The sequence below is a fragment of the Streptomyces sp. OfavH-34-F genome (assembly GCF_022347745.1).
In the GTDB taxonomy this organism is placed as follows: Bacteria; Actinomycetota; Actinomycetes; order Streptomycetales; family Streptomycetaceae; genus Streptomyces.
This window is the reverse complement of the sequence record NZ_JAKRGC010000173.1, coordinates 1-12,894: the sequence shown is the minus strand read 5'-3', so window position 1 is coordinate 12,894 and position 12,894 is coordinate 1. Positions and strand designations below refer to the sequence as shown.

The following is a 12,894-nucleotide window of genomic DNA, read 5'->3' as shown; positions in this document are numbered from 1 at the left end:
GAAGTCGGCGCCCGTGCCGGAGAAGTCGTGGGTGCGGTCGAGCGCGGCCGGCGCGCAGACCGTGACCCGCACCCCGCGGGCGACGAGACCGGCGGCCAGCGAACCGGCGTGCGCGCTGCTGCCGGCGCTGCCGCCGCCGAGTACCTGCACCGTGCGCAGCTGTGACACGTCGATTGGCTCCCAGGGGCTCCCGAGTCGGGGATACGAACAGGCCCAAGAATGCCAGCCCGTACGCGCGTTCCGGTGCGGCGGAACCGTTCCTCCCGCACCGATCGCGACAAACCGGGCACCGCACACCACTCGCACGGGTGAAAGGGCGTGCGCCCCCGCGCCGCCGTAAGGCGCCCCCGCACCACCCCCGGGCCGCCGCTGCGGCCGGGACCGCGCGGTGCGGTACCGGCCGGGCGGGCGGCTAGGGCGTGTTGTGAAAGTAGCGCCGTCCGCCCGGAGGGCGGGCCGGACGCCGTCCGGCCCGCGGGACTTTCACAACACGCCCTAGAGGTCGGCGCGGGCCGTCGCGAGGAGTTCCTCGGCGTGGGCGCGGGCCGTCTCCGAGTCCTCCTGTCCGGCGAGCATCCGGGAGAGTTCCCGCACCCGGTCCTCGCCCTCCAGGACGGTGACCCCGCTGCTGGTGACGGAGCCGTCCACGGTCTTCTCGACCAGCAGCTGCCGGTCGGCGAACGCGGCCACCTGCGGCAGGTGCGTGACGACGACGACCTGGGCCGACCTGGCGAGCTTGGCGAGCCGCCGCCCGACCTCCACGGCCGCCTTCCCGCCGACGCCCGCGTCCACCTCGTCGAAGAGGTAGGTGGGCACGGGGTCGGACCCGGCGAAGACCACCTCGACCGCGAGCATCACGCGCGACAGTTCACCGCCCGAGGCGCCCTTGGCGATCGGCCGGGGCTGGGCGCCCGGGTGCGGGGCCAGCAGCAGTTCGACCTCGTCGGCGCCGGTCGGACCGTAGGCCACGGCACGGCCGCCGATCTCGATGCCGGACGCCTCGTCCGCCGCCTCGGTCTGCCGGATGTCGAAGGACACCCGGGCGTGCGGCATCGCCAGCGAGGCCAGTTCCGCGGTCACCGCCTCGGCGAACGACGCGGCGGCGGCCGTCCGGGCGTCGGTCAGTGCCTGGCCGAGAACGGAGAGTTCGGCACGCAGCACGTCCCGTTCCGCGGTCAGCTCGCCGATCCGGTCGTCGTCGCCCTCCAGCTCGGTGAGCCGGGCCGCTCCCTCCTGCGCCCAGGCGAGCACGGCGGCGATGTCCTCCCCGTACTTGCGGGTGAGGCCGGTCAGCGCGGCGCGCCGCTCCTCGACCGCGGCGAGCCGCAGCGGATCGGCGTCCAGCTGGTCCGCGTAACCGGACAGTTCGCCCGACACGTCGGCGAGCAGGATGGAGATCTCGCCGACCCGGTCCGCGAGCGAGGCGAGCGCCGGGTCGTGCGCGCGCACCCCGTCGAGGGCCTGGCGGGCCGCGGCCACCACGGTCGTGGCGTCCAGGGCCTCCGGGTCCTCCGGGTTGCCGGCCAGCGCGGTGTGCGCGAGGGCGGCGGCGGAGGCGAGCGCGTCGGCGTGGCCGAGGCGCTGGGCCTCGGCGGCCAGGTCGGCGTCCTCGCCGGGCAGCGGTTCGACGGCGGCGATCTCGTCGAGACCGAAGCGCAGCAGGTCGGCCTCCTGGGCGCGCTCGCGGGCACGCGTCGTCAGCTCGTCCAGCTCCGCCGCGACCTCGCGCAGCCGCTTGTAGGCCGCCGCGTACTTCTCCAGCGGCACGGCGACGCCGTCGCCGGCGTACCGGTCGAGGGCCTGCCGCTGCCGGGCCGGCTTCAGGAGGCCCTGCTGGTCGGTCTGGCCGTGCACGGCGACGAGTTCGTCGGCCAGCTCGGACAGCACGCCCACCGGCACGGATCTGCCGCCCAGGTGCGCTCTGGAGCGCCCCTCGGCGGAGACGGTGCGGCTGATGAGCAGCGCGCCGTCCTCGATCTCGGCCCCGGCCTCCTCGGCCCGCGCGGCCACCGCGTCGCCCGCGGCCACCGTGATCCGGCCCTCGACGACCGCGGCCTTGGCGCCGATCCGCACGAGGGCGGGGTCGGCGCGCCCGCCGAGCAGCAGCCCCAGGCTGGTGACGACCATGGTCTTACCGGCGCCGGTCTCGCCCGTCACCGCGGTGAAACCGGGTGACAGCTCCACCACCGCGTCGTCGATGACCCCGAGCGACCGTATCCGCATCTCCTCCAACACGGACATGACCATACGAGGTTTCCCCGCCCGCGTGCACACGGGCCACGGCCGGGCCGCCCGGAATCCGCGGCCCGTCCGGCGCTCAGTGGGGGGCGCCCCGCCAGCCCGAGACGGGCAGCGCGAACTTGGCCACCAGCCGGTCCGTGAACGACGCCTGGTGCAGCCGGGCCAGCCGTACGGGGACGGCGCCGCGCCGCACCTCGACGCGCGCGCCGGGCGGCAGCTCGACGGTGCGGCGGCCGTCGCACCACAGCACCCCGTGCGGGGTGTGCGGCTGGACCTCGACGGCGAGCACCGAGGACGGCGAGGTGACGAGCGGCTTGGCGAACAGGGCGTGGGCGCTGATGGGGACCATCAGCAGCGCCTCGACCTCCGGCCAGACGACGGGCCCGCCGGCCGAGAAGGCGTACGCGGTCGAGCCGGTGGGCGTGGCGCAGACGATGCCGTCGCAGCCGAACCCGGTCACCGGACGGCCGTCGATCTCCAGGACGACCTCCAGCATCCGCTCGGGCGACACCTTCTGCACGGCCGCCTCGTTGAGCGCCCAGTCGGTGTGCACGACGTCGCCGTTGCTGTGCACCAGCACGTCGATGGTCATGCGTTCCTCGACCGTGTAGGCGCGGGTGACGACCCGGTCGACGACCTTGTCGAGGTCGTCGCGCTCGGCCTCGGCGAGGAAGCCGACGCGGCCGAGGTTGACGCCGAGCATCGGCACCCCGGAGGCGCGGGACAGTTCGGCGCCGCGCAGCAGGGTGCCGTCACCGCCGAGGACGATCAGGAGTTCGCAGCCGTTGAGCACCTCGGGCGTGGCGTCGGTGACGGTCTCGACGGACGGCGGCAGCGGCAGGTCCGCCGCCTCGGTGGCCAGGACCCGGACGCCCAGGCCGCTGCGGAGCAGCCCCTGGACGACGAGTTCGGCGCTGCGGATCGCGGCCGGCCGGCCGGTGTGCGCCAACAGGAAGACTGTACGTGCCGCATTCGTCGTCAACGAGGCCCCTCCGCCACTGCACGGTCGACATCCGCGGGATCGAGTTCAGGTGCCCCGGCCCGCAGCCACAGAAAGTACTCGACGTTCCCCGAGGGCCCCGGCAGCGGGCTGGCCGTCACACCCAGGACCCCCAGTCCCAGCGCCCGGGCCCGGCGGGCCACTTCGCGTACCGCCTCGGCGCGCAGTTCGGGGCTGCGCACCACACCGCCGCTGCCGAGGCGTTCCTTGCCCACCTCGAACTGCGGCTTGACCATGAGGACGAGATCGGCGTCGGGGGCGGCGCAGCGGACAAGGGCCGGCAGGACGAGTCCGAGCGGGATGAAAGACAGATCGCCCACCACCAGGTCCACCGGTTCGCCGTCGATCGCCTCCAGCGTCATTTCACGCACATTCGTGCGGTCCTTGACCACGACGCGTTCGTCGGACTGGAGCGACCAGGCGAGCTGTCCGTAGCCGACGTCGACGGCCACGACCCGCGCCGCCCCGGCGCGCAGCAGGACGTCGGTGAACCCGCCGGTCGACGCCCCGGCGTCCAGGGCGCGCCGGCCCTCGACGCGGAGCCCCTGGGGCACGAAGGCGGCGAGGGCGCCCGCCAGTTTGTGGCCGCCGCGCGAGACGTACTCGGGGTCGCTGTCGTCCTTGGTGACGACGACGGCGGCACTTGTCTCGACCTGGGTGGCCGGTTTGGTCGCGGTGTTGCCGCCGACGGTCACCCGGCCCGCCGCGATCAGCTGGCTCGCGTGCTCGCGCGAGCGGGCGAGCTTGCGGCGTACCAGCTCGGCGTCGAGACGGCGACGGGCGACTCCTGCCACGTTCGGTTCAGCTCCTGTGGTCGTACGGGGGCACCCCTGCGGGGCCCGGTGCGGGGGCGGGTCCGGCGTCCAGCGCGTCCAGCGCCTCGCGCAGACCCCGGTGTACATCCTCGTACACCTCGGTGTGCCCGTCCGCCGCGAGGTGGTCGGCGTCGGCCAGGCGCTCCAGCAGGGCATCCACCCCGGCGTTGCCGGTGGGCGTGCGTACGACGCCGAGGGGCGCGGGCTCCGCGGGCGCGGCCGGCTCCGGCGGGGTGTCCGTCGGGGTCTCGGGCATCGGGTCGCTCATGCGGAAACGCTACCGCGTGAGGCTGGGGTACGGTCGAGCACGATGGCGACCATGGCTGAGTGCCGCAGCGCACTCGACAGACTTTCCGACAACCTCGCGGGGGCGGACGGCGACGTGCGCCGCGCCGCCGGCCTGGACCGCTCGCTGAGCTGCCACATCAGGGACCTGGACATCACGTTCACCGGCCGCCTGTCCGGCGGCCGCATCCGGGTCCTGGACACCCTGGAGGGGCCGCCCCGCGAGAAGGCCGAGATCCGCCTGGCGATGACCGGTGACGATCTCGTCGCGATGGTGGACGGCGAGCTGGACTTCGCCCGGGCCTGGGCCTCGGGCCGGGTGCGTCTGGAGGCGGGCTTCCGGGACCTGCTGAAGCTCAAGTCGCTGCTCTGACCCCGGACCGGCTCAGGGCCGCGCGGCCCCCGCGGACGCCTTCTCGGGGCGCGCCCCGCTCTTGCGAGCCGCCGGTACGACCAGCGGCGTCCCCGTCTCGGGGTCGGGGATCACCTGGCAGCGCAGCCCGAACACCCGCTCCACCAGCTCCGCGGTCACGATCTCGCCGGGCGGGCCCTCGGCGACGATCTCGCCGCCGCGCATCGCGATGAGGTGGGTGGCGTAGCGGGCGGCGTGGTTCAGGTCGTGCAGGACGGCCACCAGCGTCCGGCCGCGCGTCTCGTGCAGCTCCGCGCACAGGTCGAGCACGTCGATCTGGTGCTGGATGTCGAGGTACGTCGTCGGCTCGTCCAGGAGCAGCAGGGGCGTCTCCTGGGCGAGGGCCATGGCGATCCAGACCCGCTGGCGCTGGCCGCCGGACAGTTCGTCGACATAGCGATCGGCCAGCTCGCCGACCCCGGTGGAGGCCATCGACTCCTGGACGGCGCGTTCGTCCTCGGGCGACCACTGGCGCAGCAGCCCCTGGTGCGGGTAGCGGCCGCGCGCCACCAGGTCGGCGACGGTGATGCCGTCGGGCGCGATGGAGGACTGCGGCAGCAGGCCCAGCGTCCTGGCGACCTTCTTCGCGGGCAGCCCGTGGATGGACTGCCCGTCCAGCAGCACCCGGCCGGCGCTCGGCTTCAGCATCCGGGACAGGGCCCGCAGCAGCGTGGACTTGCCGCAGGCGTTGGGGCCGACGATCACGGTGAACGAGTGGTCCGGGATCTCGACCGACAGGTTCTCCGCGATGACCCGCTGGTCGTAGCCGATGGTCACCGAGTCCGCGGTGAGGCGCTGCATGGTCGTACTCCGGGGGTGGGACGGACGGAGGGGGTCGGCGGGGTGGAGGAGGTCGGCGGGGCGGGGGCTCATATGCGTCCCGCCTTGCGTTCGGTGACCAGCAGCCACACCAGGTAGCAGCCGCCCAGGACGCCGGTGACGACGCCGACGGGCAGTTGCCGGTCGCCGAAGGCGTCGAGCGCGATCCAGTCGGCGACGAGCAGCAGCGCGGCGCCCATCACGGTGGCGGCCACCAGGTTGGGGCCGGTGGAGCGGGTGAGCCGGCGCGCCAGCTGGGGGGCGCTGAGCGAGACGAAGGCGATCGGTCCGGCGGCGGCCGTGGCGACGGCGACGAGCAGCACGGCGGAGCCCATGAGCAGCAGCCGTACGCGTTCGACGCGCACCCCGAGGGCGCAGGCGGCGTCGTCGCCCATCTCCATGACGCGCAGGGCCGGGCCGTGCCCGTACACCAGCGGCAGCAGCACGGCGCAGACGGCCAGCAGCGGCCAGACCTGCGCCCAGTCCCGGCCGTCGAGCGAGCCGGTCATCCAGACGACGGCCCGGGTGGCGTCGACCAGGTTCGCCTTGGTGATCAGGTACTGGGTGACGGCGGTCAGCATGGCCGCCGCGCCGATGCCGACCAGGACGAGCCGGAAACCGTGCACCCCGCGCTTCCAGGCCAGCAGGTAGACCGCGAGCCCGGTGACCAGGCCGCCGACGACCGCGCCGCCCGCGACGGCCGCCGCGCCGCCGTGGAAGAGGACGATGACGGTGAGCGCGCCGACGGTGGCGCCCTGGCCGAAGCCGAGCACGTCGGGGCTGCCGAGCGGGTTGCGGGAGATGGTCTGGAACACGGCGCCGCCGGCCCCGAGCGCGGCGCCGACCAGCAGGCCGACGAGCACGCGGGGCAGCCTGAGTTCGGTGACGATGAACTCCTGCTGGAACGTGCCGTGGCCGAAGAGGGTGGTCACGACCTCGCCGGGCGTCATCGAGAAGTCGCCGCTGCCGATGAGGACGACCGCGGCGCCCGCCGCGAGGGCGGCCAGCACCAGCACCACCACGGCCGCCCGCGGGTGCGTCCGGAACGAGTACCCGCCGGGCGTCCGAACGGCCCGCGCCGGCCGGACGGCACGGGCCGTCTCCTTCGTGGTCGTGGCGCTCACAGCTGGGACATCCTCTTGCGTCGTACGAGGTGGATGAAGACGGGCCCGCCGATCAGCGCGGTGACGATGCCGACCTGGAGTTCGGACGGCCGGGCGACGACCCGGCCGACCACGTCCGCGCCGAGCAGCAGGACCGGCGAGAGGACGGCCGCGTACGGCAGGATCCAGCGCAGGTCGGGGCCGGTGAGGGTGCGTACCAGGTGCGGGATCATCAGCCCGATGAAGACGATCGGCCCGCACGCGGCGGTCGCGGCCCCGCACAGCAGGGTGACGGCGAGCATCGCGAGGACGCGGGTCCGGGTGAGGTGGGCGCCGAGCGCCCTGGCCGTGTCGTCGCCCATCTCCAGGGCGTTCAGCGGGCGCGCGATCAACGCGGTGAGCAGGACGCCCAGCGCGATGAACGGCCACACCTTGCCGACCGTCGCGGTGTTCGCGGAGGCCAGCGAGCCGACCGTCCAGAACCGCAGCCGGTCCAGCGCAGCGGAGTCGAGCAGCTGTACGGCGTTGACGTAGCCGTAGAGCGCGGCCGTGACGGCCGTCCCGGCGAGCGCGAGCCGCACCGGGGTGGCGGCGCGGCTGCCGCCGAGGAAGTACACGGCCACCGACACGATCGCGGCGCCCGCGAAGGCGAACCACACGTAGCCGGTCAGCGAGGTGACGCCGAAGAAGCTGATGGCGGAGACGACGGCGGCCGAGGCGCCGGCGTTGACGCCGAGGATGCCCGGCTCGGCGAGCGGGTTGCGGGTCAGCGCCTGCATCACCGCCCCGGCCAGGCCGAGCGCGGCGCCGACGAGGAGGCCGAGCACGGTGCGGGGGACGCGCACGTCGCGGATGAGGACGTCGTCGCCGCTCCCCGCGTAGTGGAACAGGCCGTGCCACACGTCGGAGAGGGGCATCGCCTTGGCGCCGACCGCGATGGACGCGAGGCAGACGAGCACGAGAACGGCGACGGCCACCAGGAGCCCCGCCGCTCTCGCCGCGTGACGCCTGCGGGGAGCGGCGGCCGTTTCCGGCGCGGCTATCGGGCCGGAACGAGAATCCGGGGGGCTTTCAACCAACACGAGGTTAGGTTAGCCTACCCAACTTCCTCCTCCGGCCCGCCCTCCGTCCGCCGGGCCCTACAGCCCCAGCCGGGCCACGGCCTTCGCCGCGTCGAGGCCGCAGGCCCCGTCTCCGGCGTGCGTCCAGGCCGCCGCGCACAGGGCCCGCAGCCCGTCGAGCGCGTCCCCGCCGCCCTCCAGCACCAGCCGCCCGCCGGCCGCGCGGGCCGTCCAGCCGCCGCAGCCGAAGCCCTCGCCGTCGGCGGTCACCTCGGGCTGCCCGGTGAGCAGCCCGCGCAGGTCCGCGTCGATGTACGTGGGCCGGTGCTCGGGCACGGCGGTCACCAGCTGGGCGGCGTCCGTCACGCCGGTCAGCACCAGCAGCGAGTCGACCCCGCCGTTGAACGCGCCCTCGATGTCCGTGTCGAGCCGGTCGCCGACCACCAGCGGCCGTTCGGCCCCGGTGCGCAGCACGGTCTCGCGGTGCATCGGCGGCAGCGGCTTCCCGGCGACCTGCGGTTCGGCGCCGGTCGCGATCCGGACGACCTCGACGGCCGCCCCGTTGCCCGGCGCGATTCCGCGGGCGCTCGGAATCGTCCGGTCGGTGTTGGACGCGAACCACGGCAGCCCGCGGTTGATCGCGTACGAGGCCTCCGCGAACCGGCCCCATGCCAGTTCCGGCCCGCCGTACCCCTGCACCACGGCGACCGGGTCGTCGTCCGCCGACTCGACGGGGGTGAGGCCGCGTTCGCGCAGCGCGACGTGCAGCCCCTCGCCGCCGACGACGAGAACCCGCGCCCCGGCGGGGAGTTGGTCGGCGACGAGCCGGGCCACGGCCTGCGCCGAGGTGATGACGTCGCCGGGTTCGGCCGGGACGCCCAGTTCGGTCAGGTGCCGGGCCACCGCGGCCGGGGTGCGCAGCGCGTTGTTGGTGACGTACGCCAGGTGCATCCCGCCGTCCCGCGCGGTGCCGAGCGCGGCCACGGCGTGGTCGATCGCCGCTCCGCCCGCGTACACGACGCCGTCGAGGTCGAGCAGCGCCGTGTCGTACGCCTCGTTCAGCGGCGTGCCGCTGCCGCTCGGCCTGGTCCTGCTCGTCCCGCTCATGTTCCGCGCTCCTCATCGGCTGCTTCTCCCCCGATCATCGCGCATCCCCGTACCCCACATACGATGCGTGGATGAATACACGAGGCACCACGGACCGGGGACTGCGTCTGATTCCGTTCCGCGGGCTGCGGTACGTCCCCGAGCGGGTCGGCAGCCTCGCCGCGGTGACCTCTCCCCCGTACGACGTCGTCGTCCGCCCGGACGGGCTGCTGCACCTGGAGTCGGCGGACCCGTACAACATCGTCCGGCTGATCCTGCCGCAGGCCGACACGGTCGCCGCCCGCAACGCCCGGGCCGCCGCGACCCTGGACGGCTGGCTCGCCGAGGGCGTGCTCGCGCCGGACGCGGAGCCTTCCCTGTACGTGTACGAGCAGCGCGGCGACGGCATCCTGCAGCGGGGCGTCGTGGGCGCTCTCGCGCTCTCCGGTCCGGACGCGGGCGTCGTCCTCCCGCACGAGGACGTCATGGCCCATGTCGTCGAGGACCGGGCCGATCTGATGCGTGCCACGGCCGCCCATCTGGAGCCGCTGCTGCTGACGTACCGGGGCGACGGGGACGCCGCCACGGGCGCGACCGCCGTCGTCGAGCGGACCGTGGAGCGTCCGCCGCTGCTCGCGACGACGACCGAGGACGGCTTCCGCCACCGGCTGTGGGCGGTCACCGATCCCGGTGAACGTGCGGAGATCCAGGCGGACCTGATGCGGCATCAGGCGCTGATCGCGGACGGCCACCACCGCTGGGCCACTTACCTCCGGCTCCAGCGGGAGCACACGGACCCCGGTCCGTGGGACTACGGCCTGGTCCTGCTGGTCGACACGGCCCGCTACCCGCTCCGGGTGCGTGCCATCCACCGGCTGCTGCACGGGCTGCCGGTCGCCGACGCGGTGGCCGCGCTGTCCGGCCTGTTCCGGGTCCGTGAGGTGCCGGGGCCGCTTCCCCGCGCGCTGGAGGCGCTGGCGGAGGCGGCCGGCGGGGGCAACGCCTATCTCCTGGCGGGCGACGGCGGTTTCCATCTGGTCGACCGGCCCGACCCGGCGCTGCTCGCCGACGCGGTCCCGGCGGACCGGCCGGAGGCGTGGCGGACCCTGGACGCGACGGTGCTGCACGCGGCGCTGCTCGACCGGGTGTGGCGCATCCCGGACGACCCGGCGCACATCGCGTACATCCATGACACGGCGGCGGCCGTGGAGCAGGCCGAGCGGCGGGGTTCCACGGCGGTGCTGATGCATCCGGTGCGCGAGGAGCTGGTCCGGGACCTGGCCCGGCAGGGGGTCACGATGCCCCGCAAGTCGACGTCCTTCGGCCCGAAGCCGGCCACGGGTCTGGTGCTGCGCAGCCTGAACCTCGGCTGAGAGCCGCCGGCCCCGGAACGCAGAAGAGGGCGGCACCCGTCATGGGTGCCGCCCTCTTCTCGTGCGTTACGCCTTGGCCTGGCCGTCCTCGTCGGCGGCGGGCGCGACGGTGTCGCGGTCGGCGTCGTCCTCCTGCGCGCGGTCGGCGGCGGGCTCGCGGTCGGCGTCCTCGGCGGGCTCGCGGTCGGCGTCCTCGTCGTGCTCGTCGCCGTCCTCGTCCAGGGCGTCGACGAACTCGACGCCGTCCAGCTCGGCGAGGCGGTCCGAGGCGTCGGTGGAGCCGTCCTTGTCGGACTCCAGCGCCTTGCCGAACCACTCGCGGGCCTCGTCCTCGCGGCCCGCTTCGAGCAGCGCGTCGGCGTAGGCGTACCGCAGGCGCGGGGTCCAGGCGTGCACGGCGCTGGAGGCCAGTTCGGGGCTCTGCAGCGTCACGATGGCGGCGTCGAGCTGCCCCATGTCGCGGCGGGCGCCGGCGGCCACGAGACGCATCTCGACCTGTCCGGCCTTGTCGAGCTTCTGCACCTCGGGCTCACCGGCCATCGCCAGGGCCTTCTCGGGCCGGCCCAGGCCGCGCTCGCAGTCCGCCATGACCGGCCACAGCTCCACGGAGCCGGTCATCCGCCGGGACGCCCGGAACTCGGCCAGCGCCTCGGCGTACCGCTGGGTCGCGTACGCGGCGAAGCCGGCGGCCTCGCGGACGGCGGCGACACGCGAGGCGAGCCGCAGGGCCACGCGCGAGTACCCGTACGCTTCCTCGGGCTCCTCGTCGATGAGCCGGGCCACCATGACGAGGTTGCGCGCCACGTCCTCGGCCAGCGTCTTCGGCAGGCTCTGCAGCTCCTGCCGGACGTCCTGGTCGATCTCGTGGCCGGTGACGTCGTCGGGGATGGGCAGCCGCTTGATGGGCTCGCGGTCGCGGTCGTCGCGGCGCTCGTAGCCGCCCGGCCGGCCACCCCGGTCGTCCCGGCCCCGGTACCCGCCGCGGTCGCGGTCGTCCCGCTGGCCGCGGTAGCCGCCGCCCCGGTTGTCGTCCCGGCGGGGGCCGCGGTCACGGTCCCGGTCGCGGTCGTCACGGCGGAAGCCGCCGGAGGGGCGGTCGTCGCGACGGAAGCCACCGCCACGGTTGTCGTCATCCCGGCGCGGACCACGGGGCCGGTCGTCACGGCGGTCGTCACGCCGGTCGTCGCGGCGCTCGAAGCCCCCGGGACGCCCGCCCCGGTCGTCGTCACGGCGCGGACCACGGTCGCGGTCGTCGCGACGGAAGCCGCCACCGTACGAGCCACCACGGTTGTCGTCGCGCCGGTCGTCACGGCGCTCGAAGCCGCCGGGACGCCCGCCCCGGTCGTCGTCACGACGGGGAGCACGGTCGTCGCGGCGGAACCCGCCGCCGGAGTTGCCGCCACGGTCGTCGCGGCGGAAGCCGCCGGAGGGGCGGTCGTCGCGACGGAAGCCACCACCACGGTTGTCATCGTCCCGGCGCGGACCACGGGGCCGGTCATCGCGGCGCTCGAAGCCGCCGGGCCGGCCGCCCCGGTCGTCGTCGCGACGGGGAGCGCGGTCGTCGCGGCGGAACCCGCCACCACGGTTGTCGTAGCCGCCACCCCGGTCATCACGACGGAACCCACCGCCGCCGGAATTGCCACCCCGGTCATCGCGGCGGAAGCCGCCGCCGGAGCTGCCGCCACGGTCGTCACGGCGGAAGCCGCCACCGGAGGGGCGGTCGTCGCGACGGAACCCACCACCACGGTTGTCATCGTCCCGGCGCGGACCGCGCGGCCTGTCATCGCGGCGGTCGTCACGCCGGTCATCGCGGCGCTCGAAGCCCCCGGGTCGGCCGCCCCGGTCGTCGTCACGGCGCGGAGCACGGTCGTCGCGACGGAAGCCACCACCACGGTTGTCGTAGCCGCCACCCCGGTCATCACGACGGAACCCACCGCCGGAGCTGCCCCCACGGTCGTCACGGCGGAAGCCGCCACCTCCGTAGGAACCACCCCGGTTGTCGTCCCGACGCGGGCCCCGCTCGCGGTCCCGGTCGCCGCGGCGGAAGCCGCCCCCCGCCGGCCGACTGTCGTCGCGGCGGTATCCACCGCGGTCGTTGTCCCGGCGCGGAGCGCGCGAACGGTCGTCGCGGCCGCCGCCGAAGCCGCCCCGGTCACCGCCGTCCCGGCGACGCGGCTCGCGCTCCGAACGATCGTCGGGAGAGTTGGTGGACATGGGTGTGGCTCCTGTCATCGGGTACTACAGACATTCTCGCGCAGCCGGTCACCCGACGCGCTTCGGGCAAAACAAAAGGACCCTTGGTCCCAGCGCTGAACGCTGGGACCAAGGGTCCTTCAAAAATTGTTCGGCGGCGTCCTACTCTCCCACAGGGTCCCCCCTGCAGTACCATCGGCGCTGAAAGGCTTAGCTTCCGGGTTCGGAATGTAACCGGGCGTTTCCCTAACGCAATGACCACCGAAACACTATCGGCCACCCCGCAGTGAAGCGGAGTATCGGCACTTAGCGAACAAGCACACTTTTTAATTAATGAGTGACGTTGTTCAACCAGCACGACTGTTCGTGGCCTGGGAACAACACAGTGGACGCGAGCAACTGAGGACAAGCCCTCGGCCTATTAGTACCAGTCAGCTCCACCCGTTACCGGGCTTCCACATCTGGCCTATCAACCCAGTCGTCTACTGGGAGCCTTAACCAATCAA

At 74.1% G+C, this 12,894-nt stretch carries 12 protein-coding genes, 2 rRNA genes and 1 pseudogene; 3 read left to right on the top strand and 12 right to left on the bottom strand.

Annotation, left to right across the window (positions count from 1 at the left end):
* From MHW47_RS22635 to MHW47_RS22615, 5 genes and pseudogenes are all read right to left on the bottom strand, one after another.
* A pseudogene (locus tag MHW47_RS22635) lies at nt 1–168 on the bottom strand (glycosyltransferase family 1 protein); the annotation flags it as partial.
* Between the two features lie 327 nt (nt 169–495).
* On the bottom strand, nt 496–2,241 hold the full coding sequence (recN, locus tag MHW47_RS22630; protein WP_239225622.1) for a DNA repair protein RecN: 1,746 nt from the start codon (nt 2,239–2,241) through the stop codon (nt 496–498).
* 76 nt (nt 2,242–2,317) lie between these two features.
* A complete protein-coding gene (locus MHW47_RS22625; RefSeq protein ID WP_239225621.1) occupies nt 2,318–3,223 on the bottom strand; it encodes an NAD kinase in 906 nt (301 codons plus the stop codon).
* A complete protein-coding gene (locus MHW47_RS22620) occupies nt 3,220–4,035 on the bottom strand; it encodes a TlyA family RNA methyltransferase (protein WP_239225620.1) in 816 nt (271 codons plus the stop codon). The genes MHW47_RS22625 and MHW47_RS22620 overlap by 4 nt, the downstream gene beginning before the upstream one ends.
* Before the next feature lie 7 nt (nt 4,036–4,042).
* Entirely contained in the window at nt 4,043–4,324 is a 282-nt protein-coding gene (locus MHW47_RS22615; protein ID WP_374230130.1) for a hypothetical protein, read from the bottom strand.
* Between the two features lie 42 nt (nt 4,325–4,366).
* Between MHW47_RS22615 and MHW47_RS22610 the strand changes: the two genes are divergently transcribed.
* A complete protein-coding gene (locus MHW47_RS22610) occupies nt 4,367–4,714 on the top strand; it encodes an SCP2 sterol-binding domain-containing protein (protein WP_239225619.1) in 348 nt (115 codons plus the stop codon).
* A 12-nt stretch (nt 4,715–4,726) separates the two neighbouring features.
* Here MHW47_RS22610 and MHW47_RS22605 read toward each other — a convergent pair whose 3' ends face one another.
* The 4 genes from MHW47_RS22605 to MHW47_RS22590 form a co-directional block, all read right to left on the bottom strand.
* Complete coding sequence (locus MHW47_RS22605; protein WP_239225618.1) at nt 4,727–5,554, bottom strand: ABC transporter ATP-binding protein; 828 nt, start codon at nt 5,552–5,554, stop codon at nt 4,727–4,729.
* Between the two features lie 68 nt (nt 5,555–5,622).
* The gene (locus tag MHW47_RS22600; RefSeq protein WP_239225617.1) at nt 5,623–6,696 is read right to left on the bottom strand and encodes an iron chelate uptake ABC transporter family permease subunit; all 1,074 of its coding nucleotides are present in this window, start codon (nt 6,694–6,696) and stop codon (nt 5,623–5,625) included.
* Nucleotides 6,693–7,757 (bottom strand): iron ABC transporter permease, encoded by a 1,065-nt coding sequence (locus MHW47_RS22595; RefSeq protein WP_239225616.1) that lies wholly within the window; start codon nt 7,755–7,757, stop codon nt 6,693–6,695. Before MHW47_RS22595 ends, MHW47_RS22600 begins: the two co-directional genes overlap by 4 nt.
* 57 nt (nt 7,758–7,814) lie before the next feature.
* Nucleotides 7,815–8,843, bottom strand: coding sequence for an HAD-IIA family hydrolase (locus tag MHW47_RS22590; protein WP_239225615.1), 1,029 nt, complete (start codon nt 8,841–8,843; stop codon nt 7,815–7,817).
* 71 nt (nt 8,844–8,914) lie between these two features.
* On the opposite strand from MHW47_RS22590, the gene MHW47_RS22585 reads away from it, so the two are divergent.
* Nucleotides 8,915–10,195, top strand: coding sequence for a DUF1015 family protein (locus MHW47_RS22585; RefSeq protein WP_239225614.1), 1,281 nt, complete (start codon nt 8,915–8,917; stop codon nt 10,193–10,195).
* A gap of 66 nt (nt 10,196–10,261) precedes the next feature.
* Here the strand turns inward: MHW47_RS22585 and MHW47_RS22580 are convergent, their stop codons facing one another.
* Nucleotides 10,262–11,089: a tetratricopeptide repeat protein gene (locus MHW47_RS22580; RefSeq protein ID WP_239225623.1), complete on the bottom strand. Its 828-nt coding sequence runs from the start codon at nt 11,087–11,089 to the stop codon at nt 10,262–10,264.
* Between MHW47_RS22580 and MHW47_RS36145 the strand changes: the two genes are divergently transcribed.
* Nucleotides 11,060–12,508 carry a hypothetical protein gene (locus MHW47_RS36145; RefSeq protein WP_374230131.1) on the top strand — a complete coding sequence of 483 codons (1,449 nt, stop codon included), beginning with the start codon at nt 11,060–11,062 and terminating at the stop codon, nt 12,506–12,508. The genes MHW47_RS22580 and MHW47_RS36145 overlap by 30 nt on opposite strands.
* A 29-nt stretch (nt 12,509–12,537) precedes the next feature.
* Here MHW47_RS36145 and rrf read toward each other — a convergent pair.
* Both rrf and MHW47_RS22565 read right to left on the bottom strand, forming a co-directional pair.
* Nucleotides 12,538–12,654, bottom strand: a 5S ribosomal RNA gene (rrf, locus tag MHW47_RS22570).
* A gap of 135 nt (nt 12,655–12,789) precedes the next feature.
* A 23S ribosomal RNA gene (locus MHW47_RS22565) occupies nt 12,790–12,894 on the bottom strand; the annotation flags it as partial.